This is a genomic window from Sporosarcina sp. ANT_H38 (assembly GCF_008369195.1).
In the GTDB taxonomy this organism is placed as follows: domain Bacteria; phylum Bacillota; class Bacilli; order Bacillales_A; family Planococcaceae; genus Sporosarcina.
The window spans coordinates 258,716-279,663 of the sequence record NZ_VOBC01000003.1; the positions used below are offsets into that span (position 1 = coordinate 258,716).

21 protein-coding genes and 1 pseudogene are annotated in these 20,948 nt (G+C 42.7%); 9 read left to right on the forward strand and 13 right to left on the reverse strand.

Translation table 11 applies throughout. The annotated features are described in order from the left end of the window. Window positions 1-46: 46 nt before the first annotated feature. The 5 genes from FQ087_RS16830 to FQ087_RS16850 all read right to left on the reverse strand — a co-directional run bounded on the left by FQ087_RS16830 (window position 47) and on the right by FQ087_RS16850 (window position 2,848). On the reverse strand, window positions 47-232 hold the full coding sequence (locus FQ087_RS16830) for a histidine kinase (protein ID WP_255452407.1): 186 nt from the start codon (window positions 230-232) through the stop codon (window positions 47-49). 57 nt (window positions 233-289) lie between these two features. Beyond that, window positions 290-643: a hypothetical protein gene (locus FQ087_RS16835; protein WP_255452408.1), complete on the reverse strand. Its 354-nt coding sequence runs from the start codon at window positions 641-643 to the stop codon at window positions 290-292. A 210-nt stretch (window positions 644-853) separates the two neighbouring features. Further along, window positions 854-1,990: a DUF2812 domain-containing protein gene (locus FQ087_RS16840; RefSeq protein WP_149581748.1), complete on the reverse strand. Its 1,137-nt coding sequence runs from the start codon at window positions 1,988-1,990 to the stop codon at window positions 854-856. Beyond that, window positions 1,987-2,316 carry a PadR family transcriptional regulator gene (locus FQ087_RS16845; protein WP_188006789.1) on the reverse strand — a complete coding sequence of 110 codons (330 nt, stop codon included), beginning with the start codon at window positions 2,314-2,316 and terminating at the stop codon, window positions 1,987-1,989. Before FQ087_RS16845 ends, FQ087_RS16840 begins: the two co-directional genes overlap by 4 nt. Window positions 2,317-2,665: 349 nt before the next feature. Beyond that, complete coding sequence (locus FQ087_RS16850) at window positions 2,666-2,848, reverse strand: hypothetical protein (protein WP_149581750.1); 183 nt, start codon at window positions 2,846-2,848, stop codon at window positions 2,666-2,668. Window positions 2,849-3,043: 195 nt separating this feature from the next. Between FQ087_RS16850 and FQ087_RS16855 the strand changes: the two genes are divergently transcribed. Continuing rightward, a complete protein-coding gene (locus tag FQ087_RS16855; RefSeq protein ID WP_149581751.1) occupies window positions 3,044-3,436 on the forward strand; it encodes a thiol-disulfide oxidoreductase DCC family protein in 393 nt (130 codons plus the stop codon). A 54-nt stretch (window positions 3,437-3,490) separates the two neighbouring features. On the opposite strand, the gene FQ087_RS16860 is transcribed toward FQ087_RS16855, so the two are convergent. Both FQ087_RS16860 and adh read right to left on the reverse strand, forming a co-directional pair. Continuing rightward, complete coding sequence (locus FQ087_RS16860; protein ID WP_149581752.1) at window positions 3,491-3,847, reverse strand: DUF779 domain-containing protein; 357 nt, start codon at window positions 3,845-3,847, stop codon at window positions 3,491-3,493. A gap of 117 nt (window positions 3,848-3,964) precedes the next feature. Next, a complete protein-coding gene (adh, locus tag FQ087_RS16865) occupies window positions 3,965-5,506 on the reverse strand; it encodes an aldehyde dehydrogenase (protein ID WP_149581753.1) in 1,542 nt (513 codons plus the stop codon). 295 nt (window positions 5,507-5,801) lie between these two features. Here adh and FQ087_RS16870 point away from each other — a divergent pair, with 295 nt between their 5' ends. The 8 genes from FQ087_RS16870 (at window position 5,802) to FQ087_RS16905 (ending at window position 15,080) form a co-directional block, all read left to right on the forward strand. Further along, the gene (locus tag FQ087_RS16870; protein ID WP_149581754.1) at window positions 5,802-6,968 is read left to right on the forward strand and encodes a S1C family serine protease; all 1,167 of its coding nucleotides are present in this window, start codon (window positions 5,802-5,804) and stop codon (window positions 6,966-6,968) included. 115 nt (window positions 6,969-7,083) lie between these two features. Continuing rightward, on the forward strand, window positions 7,084-7,785 hold the full coding sequence (locus FQ087_RS16875; RefSeq protein ID WP_149581755.1) for a response regulator transcription factor: 702 nt from the start codon (window positions 7,084-7,086) through the stop codon (window positions 7,783-7,785). Beyond that, window positions 7,782-9,197, forward strand: a complete 1,416-nt coding sequence (locus FQ087_RS16880; protein ID WP_149581756.1) for a sensor histidine kinase — start codon at window positions 7,782-7,784, stop codon at window positions 9,195-9,197. Before FQ087_RS16875 ends, FQ087_RS16880 begins: the two co-directional genes overlap by 4 nt. 124 nt (window positions 9,198-9,321) lie before the next feature. Beyond that, window positions 9,322-10,212, forward strand: a complete 891-nt coding sequence (locus tag FQ087_RS16885) for a peptidylprolyl isomerase (RefSeq protein WP_255452409.1) — start codon at window positions 9,322-9,324, stop codon at window positions 10,210-10,212. A gap of 554 nt (window positions 10,213-10,766) precedes the next feature. Next, entirely contained in the window at window positions 10,767-11,954 is a 1,188-nt protein-coding gene (locus FQ087_RS16890; RefSeq protein ID WP_149581758.1) for a hypothetical protein, read from the forward strand. 30 nt (window positions 11,955-11,984) lie between these two features. Next, a complete protein-coding gene (locus tag FQ087_RS16895) occupies window positions 11,985-13,220 on the forward strand; it encodes a Zn-dependent hydrolase (protein WP_149581759.1) in 1,236 nt (411 codons plus the stop codon). Further along, window positions 13,217-14,392: a M20 metallopeptidase family protein gene (locus tag FQ087_RS16900; RefSeq protein WP_149581760.1), complete on the forward strand. Its 1,176-nt coding sequence runs from the start codon at window positions 13,217-13,219 to the stop codon at window positions 14,390-14,392. Before FQ087_RS16895 ends, FQ087_RS16900 begins: the two co-directional genes overlap by 4 nt. 145 nt (window positions 14,393-14,537) lie before the next feature. After that, window positions 14,538-15,080 carry a hypothetical protein gene (locus FQ087_RS16905; RefSeq protein ID WP_149581761.1) on the forward strand — a complete coding sequence of 181 codons (543 nt, stop codon included), beginning with the start codon at window positions 14,538-14,540 and terminating at the stop codon, window positions 15,078-15,080. A 527-nt stretch (window positions 15,081-15,607) separates the two neighbouring features. Here FQ087_RS16905 and wrbA read toward each other — a convergent pair. The 6 genes and pseudogenes from wrbA to FQ087_RS23380 form a co-directional block, all read right to left on the reverse strand. After that, complete coding sequence (wrbA, locus tag FQ087_RS16910) at window positions 15,608-16,291, reverse strand: NAD(P)H:quinone oxidoreductase (RefSeq protein ID WP_149581762.1); 684 nt, start codon at window positions 16,289-16,291, stop codon at window positions 15,608-15,610. A gap of 22 nt (window positions 16,292-16,313) precedes the next feature. Beyond that, window positions 16,314-16,925 carry an alpha/beta hydrolase gene (locus FQ087_RS16915; protein WP_149581763.1) on the reverse strand — a complete coding sequence of 204 codons (612 nt, stop codon included), beginning with the start codon at window positions 16,923-16,925 and terminating at the stop codon, window positions 16,314-16,316. A gap of 16 nt (window positions 16,926-16,941) precedes the next feature. Beyond that, window positions 16,942-17,880, reverse strand: a complete 939-nt coding sequence (locus FQ087_RS16920) for a ring-cleaving dioxygenase (RefSeq protein ID WP_149581764.1) — start codon at window positions 17,878-17,880, stop codon at window positions 16,942-16,944. 412 nt (window positions 17,881-18,292) lie between these two features. Beyond that, window positions 18,293-19,492 carry a DUF3238 domain-containing protein gene (locus tag FQ087_RS16925; protein ID WP_149581765.1) on the reverse strand — a complete coding sequence of 400 codons (1,200 nt, stop codon included), beginning with the start codon at window positions 19,490-19,492 and terminating at the stop codon, window positions 18,293-18,295. 55 nt (window positions 19,493-19,547) lie between these two features. Then, a complete protein-coding gene (gene thiE, locus FQ087_RS16930; RefSeq protein WP_149581766.1) occupies window positions 19,548-20,207 on the reverse strand; it encodes a thiamine phosphate synthase in 660 nt (219 codons plus the stop codon). Further along, a pseudogene (locus FQ087_RS23380) lies at window positions 20,200-20,877 on the reverse strand (bifunctional hydroxymethylpyrimidine kinase/phosphomethylpyrimidine kinase). Before FQ087_RS23380 ends, thiE begins: the two are co-directional and overlap by 8 nt. Window positions 20,878-20,948: the final 71 nt, after the last annotated feature.

Here is a 20,948-nt window from a genome sequence, read left to right on the forward strand (position 1 = left end):
TAATCAAACAAAAAGACCGATAGCAAATTCGCCATCGGTCTTTTTTTCAAGATTTTTCGCCTTCGTCTTTTGGAAATAAAAAGTAAGAAATGATCCCACTCAAAATCATCGCACCAATTACTATAGCCAAGCGCGTTAATTCGGGCACTTCTTGGAATTCTTTAGTCAATTTCATCCAGCCAAATCCTCCGACGAGCAGCATGACTGGAATGACAAATTTAAAAGCTCTCAATAAATTCACCTACTGTATATCATTATGGTAACTTTATTCTACCATAAGTCTGACCTATCACCAGCCGCGGCGATTTCCACAGCCACAGCCGGGACGATGTCCACAGCCAGGTCGATTACCGATACCGCCCACTTGTGGACCGAATCCGCCCATTCCTGGACCGAAACCAGGTCTTGCAGGGAGTGTTTGCCCCATCACATTCTGTGTTGTTTCTGTGAAATAGTGACGTGGAATTTCAACTGTATGCACCCGATTCACATTGACGATCGGATGGATAAAAGGAACTTCACGCGGTACAAATCTATCGTGACAACGATACTGTGTCGGACATACAACCGGGCGCACTTGTTGACCACCCATCATATTTCCTTGATGACAATTTGGTTGTTGCCAATTACCTTGTTGCATCATACTATCACCTCCTCCCTCTAGTAGATGTGAAAAGAAGGAAGACAAACGGGCGATAGACACTAGGAATGTTAATGAATATTGGATAGTTTACTAACTGGTATATGTTGAAATAAAGAATCCCATTGAATTTGCTACTACGCTTAAGGAATTGCTCCCCCTTTTAAGGTGGCTTCACTCAGTTTCCAAGTGTATTCGGATGTTTAATATATATTATTGCATTCTTTCTTGAATTCCTGCATTACGCATTCTTCTGTAGTATAGGATCACTCGAGTCACCAGAAAAAGCGGACTGATTGAACTGGCCACCAGAAAAGCCAGTATAATTGTATTGAGGGGAGATCTGTCATAATCAACATTGAAACTAATCCATAACGCAAACATCAACATCGCAACTACATAACTCACAACAATACCATTCATAGTCATAATCCTTCGCACTTGACCTCTTCGTTCCACCTTATCGTACGTCAAGCATGGAACCCTGCCGCCATCTTCATATGGTTTTGCCCAAAGCGTATATTTCATAAACGTAAAAGATGATGTGAATTTTAATTGCCACCCAGTACTTTTATGAATTGCGTAATACGCAGGCGCCACTTTTGGTTGAAAGTCATATATATACGATACATTTTGGGCTTCCCCCTTCACGAAATGAAACCTTGTTCCTGAACCTGTTACACGAACAAGGTGGTTCCCTTCAGTTGCCATTTCAGAAAGCCACTTTTCAAGAAGATCAGGCGCGTACATCCAGCCAATTCTGAGCTTGGCGAACGTTTTGCTCATTCGTATATCTGTATCCGGCTGGATTTCAAAGTGCTCAATTTCAAATGACCTCAGTTTCCGGTGGATATAGAATGCGAGCACAATGGTCGCAATTCCTTGGAGCGCGAACAATGCAGTAATCGACCACCAAGGGCTCCCCACGATTCCCCCTGGAAAGCCGAGTAACAGTGTCATAAATGCGATCGTCATGGAAGATAGTGGAATAGCATTCAAAAAAGCAAGCACCGAAATCACATACATATGAAGTCGATTTCTTTTCAGTACACCTTCACGCGACGGAAATATATAGATATCTTTCGCACAGTTCTTGACGAATGTCCATTTACCTTCCGTCACTTCACTTTCCCAACCAGAATCCGCAAGCGTACCGGGCAAATCCCCTTGTAACTTGTCATATATAATACGATGTTCCGCTATTTCAAGTTGTCCTTGTTCAAATGAAAACATCCTCGTCAGGCGATTAATATCCGTTAACAGCATTCCATCCTTAGCCATTTCGGATAACCAGCTTTCCGTCTTTTCCACATCATAACTCCACAATGGTCTCCATTTTTTCACCGTCATTGGAATTCCCCCTCGTGCTTCTTTGCATTTGTATACAGTTCTTTTAGCCGTCCCATTTCGTGGCGCATAAGCGCTTTTCCATCATCCGTAATTTCATAAATCGTTTTCCGTTTTTCATCTGCGTAAACGGAAATGATTCCATCCCGCTGCATTTTCGTCAGCGTACCGTAAATGGTTCCGGATCCAAGTACAAGCCGGTTCTCTGTCAATTCTTCCACGTACTTAATAATGCCATAACCATGGCGTGGTTCCGTCAACGACAGCAAAATATAGAATGCCGTTTCCGTCATCGGACTATATGACTTAATGATTTTCTCCATTTTCAATCGGACTCACATCCAGTTCTTTACATTTACTATATCACAACTCGACTGTATCACGGCACGACATAATCATCAACCATATTCTGATAAAACAAAAAAGACCTCTCCGTAGAAAGGCCCTCGCTTTTTACCGTATGAAAAATCGCTAGAACTGAGCAACAGACACATATACTTTTTCATTTTTTTAATTTACTACATATATTGAACACATGAATAACTATATAAACTTAGCCAAGCTGCTTGGCTTTTGGAGGGAGGCATCAACTAGCGCCACAGCGGATTCGATTGGCCTATTGATTTCATTCTATATAACGCGTTAAAAAACAGAAAAAAACCTCACTGTGAGGTTTTTCTATTGGTAATCACGTGGAAGTTTTACTTCATCATCGAAAACGTGGGACTCTCCCCGCTTTTTCTCGAGCATTTCAGGTTGATCATAAATTGGACCACCTTCGCCAATCATCTCTAACTTGGCGATGAAATCCTTGTTGCGTCTTAATTCCATTTCGGACGACTCAATTGATAAACGTTCCATATAGAACATCCTTTCATCATTTTAACCGTGGCTAAATGTGTCGGAAAACATATAAGCGTTTAACAGTAAGTTGAACTTCTTCTAGCTACTATAATACTAAATTTTCTGACACCTGTAAACAGTTAAATTTTCAACGTTTTATAGATACGCTAAAGGGCTATAATAGAGATATAGCTACCGGAGGAGGGCACCCCCATGAAGAGAATTATTTTATTCGACGGTGTTTGTAACTTTTGTGATGCAAGTGTGCAATTCATTATTAAGCGGGATCCTGCCGCCCATTTTCTATTTACTTCATTACAAAGTGAAAAAGGACAGGAACTCACGAAAAAATATGCCATTCCGGAAGACGTTGACAGTTTGGTTTTGATTGAAAACGGCAAAGCGTTCACTAAGTCTTCAGCAGCGCTCCGTATCGCAAAAAAACTGGACGGATTATGGCATCTGTTCTTCCTATTTATACTCGTACCACGTAGAATTCGTGACGTTGTTTATGATTTTATCGCCACGAATCGCTATAAATGGTTTGGCAAGAAAGAAGATGCGTGCATGTTGCCATCGCCAGAACAGCGTAAACGCTTTATATAACCAACGACAAAAGAGGGCCTCCGATTTTTCATCGGGGCCTCCTTTGTCATTCACTTATACCTGTAATTCTTTGTTTTCTTCAGCCGTAAACGCACGTGACCTAGTCAAAAAGCGTTTTCCTTCGACGCCTTCGAGCGAAAACATTCCACCACGACCATTGACGACGTCAATGATTAGCTGCGTATGCCTCCAATACTCGAATTGGTTTTTGTGCATATAGAAAGGTGTTTCACCAATATTGCCGAGTAGGACGTCCTGATCACCTATAATCAGTTCCCCACTCGGATAACACATCGGCGAGGAGCCATCACAGCAGCCGCCCGACTGGTGAAACATGAGTGGACCGTGTTTTTCTTTCAAAAAAGCAATGAGTTCCAGTGCAGCGTCAGTTGCAAGTACGCGTTCCGTCATCCGCACTACCCCCTTTTCGAAATCTGTGACATCCGCCGGAGGCTTTGGGCCGCAAGATGCGGCGTTCTTAGTCTGAGATCCACAATGCAGCGGGTTTTGAACCTCCGCTGAATGAAATTAAAAGAAACCTTGTTTGTTTTCGCTGTAGCTAACGAGCATATTTTTCGTTTGTTGATAGTGGCTCAACATCATTAAGTGGTTTTCACGACCGACACCGGATGCTTTATAACCACCGAACGCAGCATGCGCCGGGTACATGTGGTAACAGTTTGTCCAGACACGTCCCGCTTGAATGCCGCGACCGAAACGGTACGCTGTATTCATATCGCGCGTCCAAACACCCGAACCCAAACCGTATAGCGTATCGTTGGCAATTTCAAGCGCTTCTTCTTTTGTTTTAAAAGTTGTAACCGAAACGACAGGACCAAAGATTTCTTCTTGGAAAATCCGCATTTTATTATTCCCTTTAAAGACAGTCGGCTTGACGTAGTAGCCGTCTTTCAAATCGCCTTCAAGCTGATTTTGCTCTCCGCCAATCAGGCATTCTGCACCTTCCTGTTTACCGATATCTAGATAAGAAAGAATTTTCTCCAACTGTTCAGTTGACGCTTGCGCACCCATCATGACAGTTGGATCAAGAGGATTTCCTGTTTTAATCGCTTTAACACGCTCAATTGCACGATCCATGAATTTATCGTAAATAGATTCTTGAATCAACGCGCGTGAAGGACAAGTACATACTTCCCCCTGATTCAGTGCAAACATGACGAAGCCTTCTATTGCTTTGTCCAAGAACGAATCGTCTTCGTCCATAATGTCTTCGAAGAAGATGTTCGGCGATTTACCGCCTAATTCAAGTGTGACAGGGATCGCGTTTTGTGAAGCATATTGCATAATCAGACGTCCTGTTGTTGTTTCACCTGTGAATGCAATTTTTCCGATACGCGAGCTTGATGCAAGTGGTTTTCCTGCTTCAAGACCGAAACCGTTCACGACATTCAGAACACCAGGTGGCAATAGATCTTCAATCAATTCTACAAGTACAAGAATCGATGCAGGCGTCTGTTCAGCAGGCTTCAGCACGACACAGTTACCGGCAGCAAGCGCAGGTGCAAGCTTCCATACTGCCATTAGAATCGGGAAGTTCCACGGAATAATTTGTCCAACTACACCAATTGGCTCATGGAAATGGTACGCTACTGTATCGTCGTCAATCTGACTGACTCCACCTTCTTGCGCACGGATTGCACTGGCAAAATAACGGAAATGGTCAATAGCAAGCGGCAAATCTGCATTTAAAGTTTCCCGAACTGCTTTGCCGTTATCCCATGTTTCAGCAACAGCCAGCATCTCTAAGTTTTGCTCAATGCGATCAGCAATTTTCAGTAACGTATTCGCACGTACCGTCACAGACGTTTTGCCCCAAGCATCTTTTGCAGCATGTGCCGCATCCAACGCAAGTTCAACATCCTCAGCAGTCGAGCGTGCTACTTCTGTAAATACTTTTCCCGTTACCGGCGTCACGTTATCAAAGTATTCCCCGTTAACTGGTGCAGTCCATTTTCCACCAATAAAGTTATCATAGCGTTCCTTAAAGTTTACTTTCGCACCTTCTGTGTTCGGAAAAGCATAAATCTGATTTTCTACAGCTTGTACCATTTTTCCATTCCTCCCTGTGAATTGAATTTTTCACACAATGCCACTATACGTCGCAAACTTCTGCCATATGCGCCTCTTCCACAAATATATGATTGTATGCGCTTACAACTTTTTAGAAATAAAAAAAGAAGCTTGTCCACTCATTCTGTCAGACTATGTTGATTATTTCAACTACTAGACTTTTAAATCGTTCGACATAGATTGACACGTTAATCAATTATTAATTTCTCGGTAATAATTTGTTCATATTTCTCCACTAAGATAAAGGTAATCATATAAAACGGGAGGAATTATCATGGAGACAGAAAATAAAAACGGATTAGGTAAACGGTTTTTATCGACACTAGGAGCAGGTGTTATTGGTTCAGTATTAACGTTAGCGGTCGTCGTCAATACAGATGTACTGCAAGCCGATTCCACCGACGTGGTACCTGCCACTACGGATACGGTTCCCTATAATGTCCAGCAAACAAGTGCTAAAGATACACCGTCACTTTCCGACATGGTAGAACAGTCTTCCGGTGCGATTGTCGGGATTGTGAATTACCAACAAGAAAATAATCCTTTCTCACAGCAAGCCGGGAGTTCCAAGAACGGTTCAGGTTCAGGTGTCATTTATAAAATAGAAGGTGACAAAGCGTTTATTGTGACGAATAACCACGTCATCGAAGACGCAGAAAAGCTCGAGGTCTCACTTGAAAGTGGAGAGACAACGAAGGCTACACTTGTCGGGAAAGATGCGCTAAGTGACCTTGCAGTCCTAACAATCGACGCGAAGTATGCAGACACTTCCCTTGAATTCGGAGATTCCGATAAACTACGTGCAGGAGACGATGTTATCGCTATTGGTAATCCTCTTGGCCTCGATTTCTCCGGCACAGTGACCCAGGGAATTGTGAGTGCAGTCGATCGATCCATTAATGTGGAGACGTCTGCAGGTCAATGGGAAATGAATGTTATTCAAACGGACGCTGCCATTAACCCCGGCAACAGTGGCGGTGCACTCCTTAATGCAGCAGGACAAGTCATTGGCATTAACAGCTTAAAAATTTCTGAAAGTGGTGTTGAAGGACTAGGCTTTGCGATTCCAAGTAACGAAGTCATTCCATTGATTGAGGAAATGACAGAACACGGACAAATTGAACGCCCATACATCGGTATCGGACTCGCGGATCTTGATCAGGTGCCACGGACCTACTTGCAAAGTCTTCCAAATGAAGTTACAGCTGGTGTGGTAATTGCAAATATTGATCCTGAATCGGCAGCAGGAAAAGCCGGCCTCGATGTAGAAGATATAATAACTGCGATTAATGGTACTGAAGTGAAGAACTCGACAGAACTTCGAAAGTTCTTGTACGCTAATCTTTCTGTCGGTGACAAAGCCACATTTACGATCTATCGCGGTGCAGAGTTAAAAACGATTGACGTTTTACTTACAAGCAATGTATCCACGGCAAATTAATATATTCGCGCAAACACCTCTCCTTCATTCCACAGGAGAGGTGTTAGTTAGTTGCTAATTTCTTATTTTCGATTTAGCTTGAAAGGAATAGCAGTGCAACAGGAGGTGGTTTTTAGTGAAGATTTTAGTTATTGAAGATAATGAGAGTGTATCTTCAATGATTGAACTATTCTTTTTGAAGGAAGAAATCGATGGTTCATTCATAAAAAACGGTTTGGAAGGTTTCGAACTTGCGTTGCAAGGTGGCTGGGATTGCATTATTATCGATTGGATGTTGCCTGGCATGGACGGCATTTCGATTTGCCGTAAACTCCGGTCTGAAAACATTGGGACACCGATTATTATGCTAACTGCAAAAGACGGTGAATCAGACCTGGTGCTCGGACTTGAAATGGGTGCAGATGATTATGTCACAAAACCATTTAGTCCACTGGCGCTCATTGCCCGCATTAAAGCGGTGACACGCAGGTATTCAACACCGAAAGACAAACCAACACAAGATGGCGTCGTCAAAACAACCCACTTTAGCATCAATTTAAACACGCGAGACGTTTTTCTCAATGGCGTACGGGTACAAAACTTGACCCCGAAAGAATTCGATCTGCTCTACCACTTTGTACAGCATCCCAAACAAGTTTTCTCACGCGAGCAATTGCTGGATAGTGTGTGGGGCTATGACTTTTACGGTGATGACAGAACTGTCGACGTACACATTAAACGGCTTCGCACGAAAGTCTCAACCGATGAACAACCTTTTTTCCATACTGTTTGGGGCGTTGGTTATCGATTCGACGAAACCTTAGGTGATTCAAGGTGAAAGTGAAATACTTATACCAACAACTTGTCAGTCATTTCAGCGTAATCGTCATCGCCTTTTTACTATTAAGCTTGCTATTTTCTCACTATATCGAGCAGTTTGTTTATGATACTAAAACGGTAGAACTCGCGGAATATGGACAAACTATTTTATATGATATCCAACAAGACCAACGAAATTCGGACGGAATTTTAAAGTCTTACGGACACATCCTAAATGGTCGGGATATTCAATATAGTTTATTCGACGAAAATTCATCCATCATCTATTCAACAGGCATAAAAACGCCGCTTATAAGTTTGAGTAAAGAAGAATGGCACGATATTAAAAATGGTGAAACTGTAACTGTGAAGCAGGATTTCAAACGATTCAACGAAGCCGTTACATTTGTACTTCTTCCGTATATGCAAAACAATCAATTTGGCGGCGGTATCCTTTTAACGTCACCCATAAAAGGCTCGCGAGAAGTTATTTCGCAAATGAATAACTATTTGCTTGTTACAACATTCATCGCACTTGCCATTTCACTTCTTCTTAGCTGGATTTTATCGACTTTTCACGTTAGGAGAATTAAAGGACTCCAAGAAGCAACTTCTGCCGTTGCACAAGGTGATTACTCAGTACGCATCCCCTCTTCGGATTTTGATGAAATCAGTGAACTTGCGGGTGATTTTAATAAAATGGTTGAAAAATTAGATGCCTCAATGGAGGAAATTGAAAATCTTGAAAACAGGCGTCGCCAATTCATGGCAGATGTATCACACGAATTACGAACACCACTTACAACGATAAGAGGCATGATTGAGGGCCTAAAAAACAATATGATTCCTGAATCTGAAAAAGAAAAAGGACTACAGCTCGCAACAAATGAAACGTTAAGACTTATTCGTCTGGTCAATGAAAACTTGGATTACGAAAAAATCAGATCCAACCAAGTTACACTCATTAAACAGGACATCCAGCTTGTTGAATTGTTGGAAATTATCAAGGATCATCTCGATGGCGTTGCGGCGGAACGAAATAATGAGATTTTTGTGGATGTAGACCCCAATATAATGGTGTTTGCAGATTATGATAGACTGACCCAGATATTGATCAACATCACGAAAAACAGTATTCAATTTACCAGCAACGGAAGAGTTCTTCTTCGTGGTTATACGAGTGACAATACCTGTATCATCGAAATTGAAGATACAGGTATCGGGATTGACCCCCATGATATCGAGAAAATTTGGGGACGGTTTTATAAAGCAATTGAGTCTAGAACAACAAATCCGTATGGCGAATTCGGGCTCGGCTTATCGATTGTAAAAAGTCTAGTAATGATGCATAACGGTGCAATCGACGTAACAAGTGAAAAAGGAAAAGGAACGAAATTCACACTATCGTTCCCCGTACAAAACGAAAACTAACCATTTATAAAAGCTGCTACGAATTATGCGTAGCAGCTTTTTTTGAGGATCTTCAAATTCGTTAATAGTTTGTTCATATTTCCCATGTAAGATGGGTTTATATCAAACATTGGAGGAATTAAAATTGCGTAAAAAAAGGTTTTCTACACTAGCAACAGTTGGCCTACTTTCAGCTATTTTAACAATAACAACAGGCTGTTCAAGTAATGCAGAAGCAACAAATGAAACAGTGGCGACTATCGGTGATGAAAAAATAACAAAAGATGAATTATATGAGGTCCTCGTTCAATCGGCCGGACAAGAAGCACTTACTTCAATGATTGACGAAAAAGTTATTGAACTTGAATTAAAAAAAGACAAAATCACTGTTTCTGATAAAGAGATAGAAGCGGAATTTGCAACGTACGTTAAAAGTTCAGGTGGTGAAGAGGCCTTTGCTGCTGCATTGGAACAGAATGGAATGACAGAAAAGCAATTCAAAGAAAATATTAATGACTATTTATCGATTCGAAAAGTGATTGAACCGCGTATCGATATAACTGACGAGGAAATCAAGACCTACTTCGAAGAAAACAAAGATTCTTTTAACCAGGAAGAACAAGTTGAAGCAAGTCATATTTTAGTTGAAGATGAAGCTACAGCGAAAAAAGTTGCGAAGAAACTTGCAGCTGGGGAAGATTTCGCTGCTCTTGCAAAAGAATACTCATCGGATACAGCCAGCGCAGCAAATGGTGGAGAATTAGGCCTTTTCTCAAGAGGGAAAATGGTAGCCGAATTTGAAGAAGCAGCATTTTCAATGAAAGTTGATACAATTAGCGATCCTGTGAAAACAGAACACGGTTATCATATTATTAAGGTAACTGATAAAAAAGCCGCAAAAGAGGCTGTCTTAGAAGATAGTAAAGAAGAAGTCAAAGCGTTATTATTTGAAGAAGGATTACAAACAGAGTATATCGAATGGCTAGATGAAGCAAAAGCAGACTATAAAATCAATAATACGTTACTAACAGAATAAGTTGCTTATCTAGAAATCCGAACCCCCATCAATGCAGAATGTTAGATACTGCTTTGATGGGGGTTTCTTTTGATTCATTTATGCAGTTGATCGAATAAAAAACCTTTGAATATGCTGCGCTATCAATCTTCAAGCTTCCACCATCGCTTAATTTATATAGGTGAATCAATTTCAAAAAAGGGATATTAACTATAAAATCCGAACAATGTTGATTTCCGCTTCAGGTGGACGCTTTCCGCTACAATCAACGAGATTAGTCCGAAATATTGACCGACAATGAATAGATAGATGAATTATATTGTTCGTCTTTTCCCCAAAAATTAGTAATTGTGAAATTGATTCAGGTGTTAATACGTTCGCAATTAATAATAATTTTATTCATTTCACATAAGTCCCACCTACTCATATAGTAGGTTTGCAACAACTTCCTAGAAAGCGCTTTCACTTATTTTCATTGCGATATATTATATGCAATATGTAAATTTCGCTATTATTCGACAGATCTTTATGCTATTCTATTTAAAATTCCATATTGTCTGAAAGGGTTGAATACTATGTCACAAATGTTAGCTTTAGTTATTTTAGTCGCTATTTTATATATAGGAGATGTTATCTCGGTCAGGACGAAGGCATGGATTCCATCGGTTTTCGTCTGTGCCGTCCTCTTCTTGCTAGGCTATTGGACGTTTTTCCCGCAAGATATTGTTTCGCTTGCCGGCGTACCGCCTACTGTCGCGTCAATGATGATTTATTTACTCATCACCAATATGGGTACATTGTTATCACTTCAACAACTGAAAGAACAATGGAAAACCATTTTAATTTCCCTTGCCGGAATTCTAGGGATTGTCGTTGCTTTATTCGGCATCGGTACATTGCTATTTGGTATTGAAACAATCATCGTTGCAATTCCGCCTCTCGTTGGTGGTGTTGTATCTGCATTGATCATGTCCGAAGGTGCTGCCAACGCCGGACTCGCAACATTGGCTGTCTTTGCGATTGTCATTTACGTGATGCAAGGCTTCGCGGGTTATCCCCTTACGTCAATTGTTCTCAAAAAAGAAGGAAAAATGCTTCTTGAAAAATACCGCAAAGGCGAACTGAAAGTGATAAATGGTGGTACTCAAGCAACCGTCTCTGAACCACGCGAACTTAAGCTATTTAAGTGGATGCCGGACAAATTTAATACAGATTACTTCAAATTTTTCCGACTCGCATTCGTCGGCTTCCTTGCCTATCTCGTATCAACATTACTAGCGCCAATTCTAACAGTCAGTCCTTATGTGCTGTGCTTGTTGTTCGGAATCATTGCAACAAGCATTGGATTCTTGGAGCGTCAAGTGCTTCAAAAAGCGAACGGTTTCGGATTAGCAATGATGGCACTTATGCTGTTCATCTTTGACGGTTTGAAAAATGCTACACCTTCCATGATGATGGAAATCCTGTATCCACTTGTTGGCTGTATCGTATTGGGCGTCATCGGCATGTACATCTTCTCGTTTTTCATAGGGAAAGTGCTGAAAGTAAGTAAAGAGATGGCGTTTGCTGTTTCGTTAACTGCATTATACGGATTCCCAGCAGACTACATTATTACCAATGAAGTCATCAATTCATTAACGGAAGATGAGAAAGAAAGAGATGCATTGACGAGTCATATGTTACCGCCAATGCTCGTCGGTGGATTTATAAGTGTCACAATGGTTTCAGTTATCCTTGCAGGCTTCTTCGTCGGATTCCTGTAATGATCGCTAATCAAACGAGGGGGTATAGGTATGACAGCCAATCGACAACGGATTGAACAACATATCGAATTGTTGAGCCGATTTACAGCTACGCCTGGTGCGGGTGTAACGCGGCTGACGTATAGCCAAGAAGATTTACAGGCCCGGAATTACATTAAAAATGAAATGACGGAGTACGGTCTAACAGTTACAGAAGACGGTTTTGGTAATATATTCGGCAAACTTGAAGGTACTTTACCCGACGCCCCTTCCGTCATCGTTGGCTCTCACTTTGACTCTGTTCCAAATGGTGGAGCCTATGACGGCGCTGCCGGAGTTGTAGTCGGATTAGAGGTCGCTGCTTTGTTCAAAGAGAATAATCTTAAGCCAGCCTACCCACTTGAAGTCATTGCACTCGTTGAGGAAGAAGGCTCCCGTTTTGGCGGCGGTCTAATGGGCTCACGTGGGATGATGGGTATATTGACAGAAGAAGATTTTAAAACGCTTGCTGATAAAGATGGCATTTTAGCAGTAGATGCGATGACGGATATCTGGGTCAACCCAGCAAATGAGAAAAAACGGGAGCCGAAATCAATCAAAGCATTCCTTGAGCTACACATCGAACAAGGCCCGATTCTCGAGGAGAAGAATATTCAAATTGGTGTCGTTGAAGCAATTGTTGGACTGACACAATTGGAAGTAACCGTACAAGGTCAAGCCGGACATGCAGGCACAACACCAATGGATCGACGCTCCGATGCACTCGTTTCCGCGGCTCAAATCATTGTTTCACTACCAGGTATTGCAAGCGGCGAAGGCGAAGGTACCGTCATTACAATAGGTCAGTTAAACGTCTTCCCGAACGGAGCAAATGTTATCCCAGACAAAGTTGTCTTCAGCGTCGATATTCGTTCAGGTAAAGAAGCGCATGTGCTGAATGCGATACGTAAAGTGGAAGAAGTGATTGCGCAACAAAATAGCAACGGAGTTCGCACATCCATTGACCAACAACTCTATATCGAGCCGAAAGAAATGGATAGCGGCATCCGTTCTTTATTAAAAGATGCGAGTGACCTTCTTGCAATTCCATACTGTTCGATTAATAGCGGAGCAGGCCACGATGCAATGGTGTTTTCAGATTATACGGCATGCGGAATGGTGTTCATCCCAAGCAAGGACGGGCTAAGTCATTGTCCAGAAGAATGGTCGGATGCAGGTCACCTTGCTGACGGCACGACTATTATCTATGAAGCTGTGAAAAAATTAACGGAGGCTAAACCATTATGATCCATCACAAAATAAAAGAAGCTATCACAAACTATAGTGATGAGCTGACTGCACTGCGACGCAAATTACACAGCGAACCAGAGCTGTCTTTTGAAGAAGTAAAAACCACTGCGTTCGTTTGCGCTTATTTAGATGCACTCGGTATTTCTTACCGCAAGACAGAACCTACTGGTGTCATCGCTGACATTAAAGGTGCTACGGGCGGTAAAACAGTTGCACTGCGCGGCGATATGGATGCACTCTCTGTTGAACAATTAAACACGCATGTACCCTACGCTTCCAAGATTGAAGGAAAAATGCATGCATGCGGCCATGATGCACACACTTCGATGTTGCTAATCGCTGCAAAAGCATTATCCGAAGTGAAAGATGAACTACCGGGTAATGTGCGCCTGTTATTCCAACCTGCAGAAGAAATTGCACAAGGCGCAAAAGCAATGGTCGAGCAAGGTGCCATGGATGGCGTGGACAATGTTTTCGGTATCCACATCTGGTCACAAATGCCGACGCATAAAGTTTCTTGTACACCTGGCCCCTCATTCGCAGCGGCTGACATTTTCAAAGTCCATTTCACAGGTAAAGGCGGACACGGTGCCATCCCTCAAGACTGTATTGACGCGGCACTCGTTGCTTCTTCGTTCGTCATGAATGTCCAGACTGTCGTTTCACGGACAATTGATCCGCAAGATCCCGCTGTCCTTACAGTTGGTAAAATGGAAGTCGGCACGCGTTTCAATATCATTGCTGAGAATGCTTTGATTGAAGGAACGGTTCGTACGTTCAACCAAGACACGCGCAATCATATCGAAAAAAGCATTTCACAATACGCAAAGAGCGTAGCTGACATGTACGGTGCGACTGCAGAAGTTGAGTATATCCGCGGAACAGAACCAGTTATCAACGACACAGAGAGTGCAAACCTTGTTCAACAAGTAGCTACCGAAGCATTCGGTCCAGACGTTGTGTTTGATGAAAAACCGACGATGGGCGCAGAAGATTTCTCATTCTTCCTCGATAAAGCACCTGGCAGTTTTGCACTTGTTGGTAGTGGAAATCCGAAGAAAGATACGGAGTGGTCCCATCACCACGGCAACTTCGATATCGACGAAGATGCGCTAGCTACTGGCGCAGAACTATATGCACAGTATGCGTGGGCTTATTTGAATAAGTAACTGATTGATTGAAAGAACGGAAAAGCTAATTCAGCTTTTCCGTTTTTTTATGTGTGGCCGTGATAAACTGGCTACCGTTAGCCATATAATCAGTGTGCTATGATAAACCTATAAAATTACAATTCGACGAAAAAGAGGTGCTCCAATGAATTTCATTGCTTGGACAATCGTTGCCTGTGAAATTGGTTTCTGGGTCGTCATTGCTCTCGGGCTCATTACTCGCTATATTTTCAAACGTGAAAAGCTCGGCTTTTTCTTCCTCGCTTTAACACCAGTTATCGATTTAATTTTACTCATCGTCACAGCAACCGACTTATACAACGGGGCTACCGCAACGCAAGTGCATGCCATTGCGGCAATTTATCTTGGTTCTTCCATCGCGTTCGGCAAAAGTATGATCCGCTGGGCTGATAAACGATTTCGATACTACATTCAAAAAACGGGGTCAAAACCGATACGGAAAGCCGGATTCGAACACGCTCGCCACTCGATGAAAGGCACATTGCAACACCTGCTTGCTTATGTGATCGGCGGCGCTTTCCTTGTTGCAATGATTTATTTCATCGGTGATCCAACAAGAACAGAAGTACTAACCTCCACCTTGAAAGTATGGGCACTGGTTCTCGGAATTGACTTTATCATTTCTATTTCGTACTTCATCTGGCCACGGCCGGAAAAGGCTAAATAAACGAATTGCAAAAGCCGATCTTTTCACAAGATCGGCTTTTGCATTGATGTTACTCATTTCTTTCTAATCATGTAAAATTTTAGCCAGACGCCTAAACACACTGCGTTTTTCGCACAGTATATGATAGGTCATTTTACAGATTAATGAATCAATTTTATAATAGGATTATTAAACAGGAAAAACGAACAATGTTGATTTCCGCTTCAGATGGACGATTTCCGCGGGCACGGCTTCAGCCTCCTCGTCGTTTCACTCCTGCGGGGTCTTCAGCTCGCGCTGTTCCCGAGGCTTACAGGATGTATGTCATGCAACCGTTGCCGCAGGACGCGGCGAACTTAGGTTGCCAAGTCGCCATCTTCCGCTACAATCAACGAGAGTAGTCCGTAAAATTGACGGACAATGAATTGGTAGATGAATTATATCGTTCGTCTTTATACATGAAATAAGTAATTGTGAAATTGATTCTAAGATCAATCCAATTCTACTCACAAAAAAACCGACCCATTACAGGTCGGCTTCACTCATAATTATGCGTTCATGCTTTTCAATGCTGTACCAACGTTTACTGTACGTCTAGCCTGATGTGCAACTGCTGCTTTAATAGCCGCTTCGTTATCAGCAATTTTTCCATCTTGTCCAACTGTTACGCTTGTACCGTATGGGTTACCGCCAGCTGCAAATGTAACCGCATCTGTGAAACCTGGTGCCGCAACAACTGCACCCCAGTGGTACATTGTCGTGTAAAGAGATAGGATTGTTGCTTCTTGTCCACCGTGTGGATTTTGTGCAGAAGACATTGCGCTTACTGCTTTATCAGCAAGTTTACCTTGGAACCAAAGACCACCCAATGTATCGATGAAGCTTTGAATTTGTCCAGGTACGTTACCGAAACGTGTTGGTACGCTAAAGATGATTGCGTCTGCCCACTCAAGATCTGCACCCGTTGCGACAGGAACGTTTTTCGTTGCTTCAGAATGTGCTTTCCAGCCTGGAGTTGCATCGATTACTGCTTGTGGAGCTGTTTCAGCCACTTTCATCAGTCTTACTTCAGAACCCGCTGCTTCAGCTGCCTCAGCTGCCCATTTTGCCAATTGGTAGTTTGTACCACCCGAACTATAATATACGATTGCTGTTTTTGTTTTTGTCATTTTCACCGTCTCCTCTGTTGTTGTTCTAGTTGTTTTTCCAAATAACTTGTCTAAAAAACTCATTTTTTTAGCTCCACTTCTTTTTTCATTTCTCGAATATCGTTTTGTACCATTCCGCCGCCGCATCCACTTCTGTACGCGTCAACGAATGGCCATTCATTTCCCAATGAACTTTCGTTGCTGCTCCTGCAGCTGTCAACAATTCATCCAAATCTTCCGCCTCTTTTGCAGGACACATCGGATCATTTTTCCCTGCGGCAATGAACACCGAAACGCCAGCCAATTTAGGCAAGTCGATTCCGCGTCTCGGAACCATTGGGTGATGAAGAATTGCTCCTTTCAATGCCTCTGCATAATGGAACAGCAAACTTGCCGCGATGTTCGCTCCATTAGAATAACCAACCGCAATGACATTCAACCTGTCAAAACCGTTTTCTTTCGCAGATTCATCAAGAAACGCATTTAATTCTTTCGTACGGAAGATTAAATCCTCCTCATCGAATACGCCTTCCGCCAATCTACGGAAGAAACGCGGCATACCGTTTTCAAGGACATTTCCCCGAACACTCAGTACACCTGCATCCGGGTCTATCAAATCGGCAAGTCCCAGTAAATCCTGTTCCGTACCTCCTGTGCCATGAAGCAAAAGCAACACCGGTTTCGATGTATCTTTTCCGGGTTTATATATATGTTTCATAGTAAACCTCTCCTCATCAATCAATTTCGCGCACTTCAAAGGGGATCAAAGATGATTCCAGCTGGTCGCGATTTTTTTCATATTGCGCTGGGAGCATTAGGCTTTCACCCATTGTTTCCACAGACTCGTCATGTGCAAAGCCTGGTACGTCAGTTGCAATTTCAAACAAAATCTTTCCGTGTTCTCGGAAGTAAATCGCATTGAAATAGTTCCTGTCTTTCACCGGCGTCACGCCATAACCATGCGCTTCAACAAACGCTTTCCAGTCCAGCTGATCCGCATCATCCTCAGCACGCCAAGCGATATGGTGAACTGTGCCGACACCCATTTGTGCACGACCTGATGATGTCGTCTTCAAATCGACGATATTGCCAATGTCTGCTGTCGAGCGAAATCGGATGTATTCGCCCTCTTCACCGATTTTTTCAAGCCCCATGACATGTTCAAGAAGATGAGCCGTTTTTTCAGGTTGAGTAGATAATAGCGTTGCGCCGCCGAAACCTTTTATGGCGACATCCGCAGTTACTTCACCGACCATCCATTCATTCTTTACCCCATCTTCTCGCTCGACAATCTCAATTTTCAAACCATGAGGGTCATCAAATGATAAATACGTTTCTCCAAAACGGTTTGATTTGATAAACGCAATCTTGAATTTCTCAAGACGCTTTTCCCAGAAATCCATCGCATCCATCGGTACTACATACGACGTAACACCCACTTGGCCATCCCCAATTGTTCCTTGGCGAGCATTAGCCCATGTAAAAAATGTAATGATCGTACCCGGTGCGCCGTTTCCATTACCAAAGTAAAGATGGTACGTCCCCGGATCATCGAAGTTTACGGTTTGCTTTACAAGACGCAACCCGAGAACACCAGCGTAAAAATCAACATTTTCTTGTGGATGTCCGACGATTGCAGTTATGTGATGAATACCCATTGTTTTTCTCGTCATATCAATTCTCTCCCCGAATTAGTAAAAAGTTATTTATCTCGAATTCAAGGTAATCATAACAAGCGGAGTTTTCATTGTCAATAAGTTGGCTTGAAGAACAAAAATTGTATGTAGGAAATGAGCGGCATACCAGCAACAACCGAGTCGTGGCTCGACTTGCTCAACAATTAACATCTTTACTTACAATTCAATCACGCCATTGTGTAATAGTTATATTGATTCTCTCCATTTTCCTTCGACATATTCAAGGCGCTATCTACTTGTATATAAAGCGTATCTGCTTCATCTATTCTCACCTTCGAAAAACAGACAAGAATAATTCGTTATCTATGCAATTAGCACTGACTTTTGCCTTTCCTTTTCGGAGACAAAAAACCCTTCCTATAATGAAACCAGAAGGGCTTAATATTTACTATTCAAAATTAGAGATTCGCCAGTACTGCCACGCAATTACCTCGGACATCCACGCGAGCCCCTTACTTTCCGCTTGGTGAATTGAAACCCAGTCGTTTACATCACCACGCATCAGGTAAATCTCATGATGAGGCGCCTGATCGTGGTAGCCCCCCATATCAAATGTCCCGTCCCGCCGCATAACTGCCCGTACTTCATAGTTGATGTCAGGTGCCGTTGTAAGAGGGTTGCCAACAGCATGCATGAGATGGAATCCCGCTTCTTCCTTCCCATGATTTGTCCGTTTCAATGTAATCCCATCGTGTGAAGCAGTTGCTTGTTTCCTAAAACGTTTCAAAGTGTCACAGACAAGCGACTGACCAACATCTCTCGTAAACGTCAGCGGAGAACGTTCGAGATCATATGCCAGTTCGACGTCGACTCGTGTACGATAACTGGCTCCATTTGAATCGAATCCCCTATCATCTCCTTTAAAATAACGATTTCGCGACAAAATATTCGGATTCAAAACCCAGTCATCCTTCAAAAACGTCATGTAGCGGAATGCCCATCTATCTACATTCGGGGGACGGACTCTGTCTTGAACAGGCTTCAGCAACTCCTTCGGTTTGGCGATGGCCTTTGTCACCGAAAACCGTTCTATCGTTGCTGCTTCCTTCGATGAAACCGGATTCAACATCCCAAAAATAGTGGAGACAACCGATTGAAACACGTTGAATCGTTCTCCTGACTTCGCAAGCGAACGCTTAGATTCAATGGTATACGTATAGATTTCATCCAACGAAAAATCCCTGTCAATGTAACGATTGTCGACCACCGTTGCCAAATGCTTCCCGTTTCGGTAAACGTCATATTCAACGACATCTTTAATTTCCTCCCAAGACAACGCAATTTGCGTCTTTGCAACAATCGTTGTCATGACAAGCGACTGGAGCGGACTTTCTTTGTTTTTCTGTTCTGCAAATGCTGACGTTTGCAATGCAATAACCTCTACAACAATACCCTCTTCAACACGTTCGATTACGTAATTATATAGTTTCGCATGCTTGAAATCACCGTCACTAAATTCGGAAACAGTTCCTTCATACAAATGATGTCCATCTTTATAGACGTTGTAGGTTCCTCCGACATCATTCCATGTAAAATAAATCAAATCCGCCTTATGCAAAACAGTTTGTATTTCAAATGATTTCTTCATCCGCACATCACACCCCTCACTTGGAAGTGTGGTGTATTTCGCGAATGGTTAAACATTACATTTCAATACCTGTTAACGAAAGAAGAACTGCGCCTTTTAAACGACTTGCTGCTTCTCCAGGATCTTTTTCTTCCGAAATTGCGGAAATAACTGCTACCCCTGATGCGCCAGCTTTAATGACAGCGCCAGCTCTGCGTTCTGAAATCCCGCCAATCGCAACAATTGGTAATCCAGGTAGCAACGATGCCACCTCCCTAATTGTGTCAATTCCAATAACAGGGTGCATATCTGTTTTCGTCTGCGTCTCGTAAACTGGACCCAGACCGATATAATCAGCACCAGCATCAGCTGCCGCCATCGCTTCCTTTACATTATGCGCAGAAACACCAATCAGCATATCTGGACCGACCTTGTCACGCACAACTGATATATATCCGTCTTCCTGCCCGATATGAATACCATCCGCACCCATTTCAATCGCAAGCTCTATATCATCATTAACGATGAAGGGTACACTATTTTGTTCACATAATTGCTGACACGCCCGTGCGAAAGTCTTCAATTCTGCACCAGTTAACGCACCGTGCCCTTTTTCACGTAATTGAAAGCTCGTAACGCCGCCTTTAAGCGCCTCTTCTAAGACATGCAACGGATCGCGTCCCGCCAAATTCACCGTGCCCATGATGAAATACAAGTTAACTGTTTGCTTATCCATAAACTACAACCCCTTCCATTGTCTTATTGCCAAGGCGTCCATATGTCCAATGATTTGTCGGACCATGACCGCCACCAATCTCCAATCCATCTTCAATTGCTACGTGGATGAAACATTTTGCAGAAACAACTGCATTCGCCGCCGTTTCCCCATTTGGCCGAAAATGCTGTCAGTGCCGCTGAATACGTGCACCCGGTTGCCTGCCCGCCCCCATGAACAAATCTTCTGCATATCGCGCTTCTTTCCGACGGCCCCCTTTAATGAGAACTGCCCTGGCGCTCAATGCTATTATATGTTTCGCTGCTTTCTCTATGTCTGCAGCCGTTTTTATCCATTCCAGCAAGCACTTCTGCCTCCGGAATAGTAGATGTAACAATAGCCGCAAGGGGTATAAGCACCTTCTTCAATGCTTCAATAACCCCCTGTATTTGCGCTTAACTAATAGTCGGATCAGTCGGTTGTATTGCAGACACCCAAATCTATTTTGCGCTGTTAACGCCGTCAATGCCGTTATACCAAACACACCTAATTCCTGAAATGTCTTCAAGTTCGCCTGTACACCTGCCCCGCCACCACTATCCGTCGCGCACCAAATATGTAAGTGCACAATGGAGTCCAGTGAAAACGCTTTGGCTACTACTAAGAAGGCGCCTTCGCTTAATTCATACATGTATTCATAGGTTCAACATATATAGTAAGCCGATTTTCCCTTTACCTATTTCATAAGCAAACTGGTTATTC

Excerpts from the sequence above, each read along its gene's own strand:
- FQ087_RS16870 (WP_149581754.1), top strand. The coding sequence starts at position 5,802 with ATGGAGACAGAAAATAAAAACGGATTAGGTAAACGGTTTTTATCGACA.
- wrbA (WP_149581762.1), bottom strand. The coding sequence starts at position 16,291 with ATGAGTTTTTTAGACAAGTTATTTGGAAAAACAACTAGAACAACAACA.
- FQ087_RS16905 (WP_149581761.1), top strand. The coding sequence starts at position 14,538 with ATGAATTTCATTGCTTGGACAATCGTTGCCTGTGAAATTGGTTTCTGG.
- FQ087_RS16915 (WP_149581763.1), bottom strand. The coding sequence starts at position 16,925 with ATGAAACATATATATAAACCCGGAAAAGATACATCGAAACCGGTGTTG.
- FQ087_RS16860 (WP_149581752.1), bottom strand. The coding sequence starts at position 3,847 with ATGACGGAACGCGTACTTGCAACTGACGCTGCACTGGAACTCATTGCT.
- FQ087_RS16890 (WP_149581758.1), top strand. The coding sequence starts at position 10,767 with ATGTCACAAATGTTAGCTTTAGTTATTTTAGTCGCTATTTTATATATA.
- FQ087_RS16840 (WP_149581748.1), bottom strand. The coding sequence starts at position 1,990 with ATGACGGTGAAAAAATGGAGACCATTGTGGAGTTATGATGTGGAAAAG.
- FQ087_RS16835 (WP_255452408.1), bottom strand. The coding sequence starts at position 643 with ATGATGCAACAAGGTAATTGGCAACAACCAAATTGTCATCAAGGAAAT.
- FQ087_RS16895 (WP_149581759.1), top strand. The coding sequence starts at position 11,985 with ATGACAGCCAATCGACAACGGATTGAACAACATATCGAATTGTTGAGC.
- thiE (WP_149581766.1), bottom strand. The coding sequence starts at position 20,207 with ATGGATAAGCAAACAGTTAACTTGTATTTCATCATGGGCACGGTGAAT.
- FQ087_RS16920 (WP_149581764.1), bottom strand. The coding sequence starts at position 17,880 with ATGACGAGAAAAACAATGGGTATTCATCACATAACTGCAATCGTCGGA.
- FQ087_RS16925 (WP_149581765.1), bottom strand. The coding sequence starts at position 19,492 with ATGAAGAAATCATTTGAAATACAAACTGTTTTGCATAAGGCGGATTTG.
- FQ087_RS16900 (WP_149581760.1), top strand. The coding sequence starts at position 13,217 with ATGATCCATCACAAAATAAAAGAAGCTATCACAAACTATAGTGATGAG.
- adh (WP_149581753.1), bottom strand. The coding sequence starts at position 5,506 with ATGGTACAAGCTGTAGAAAATCAGATTTATGCTTTTCCGAACACAGAA.
- FQ087_RS16855 (WP_149581751.1), top strand. The coding sequence starts at position 3,044 with ATGAAGAGAATTATTTTATTCGACGGTGTTTGTAACTTTTGTGATGCA.
- FQ087_RS16850 (WP_149581750.1), bottom strand. The coding sequence starts at position 2,848 with ATGGAACGTTTATCAATTGAGTCGTCCGAAATGGAATTAAGACGCAAC.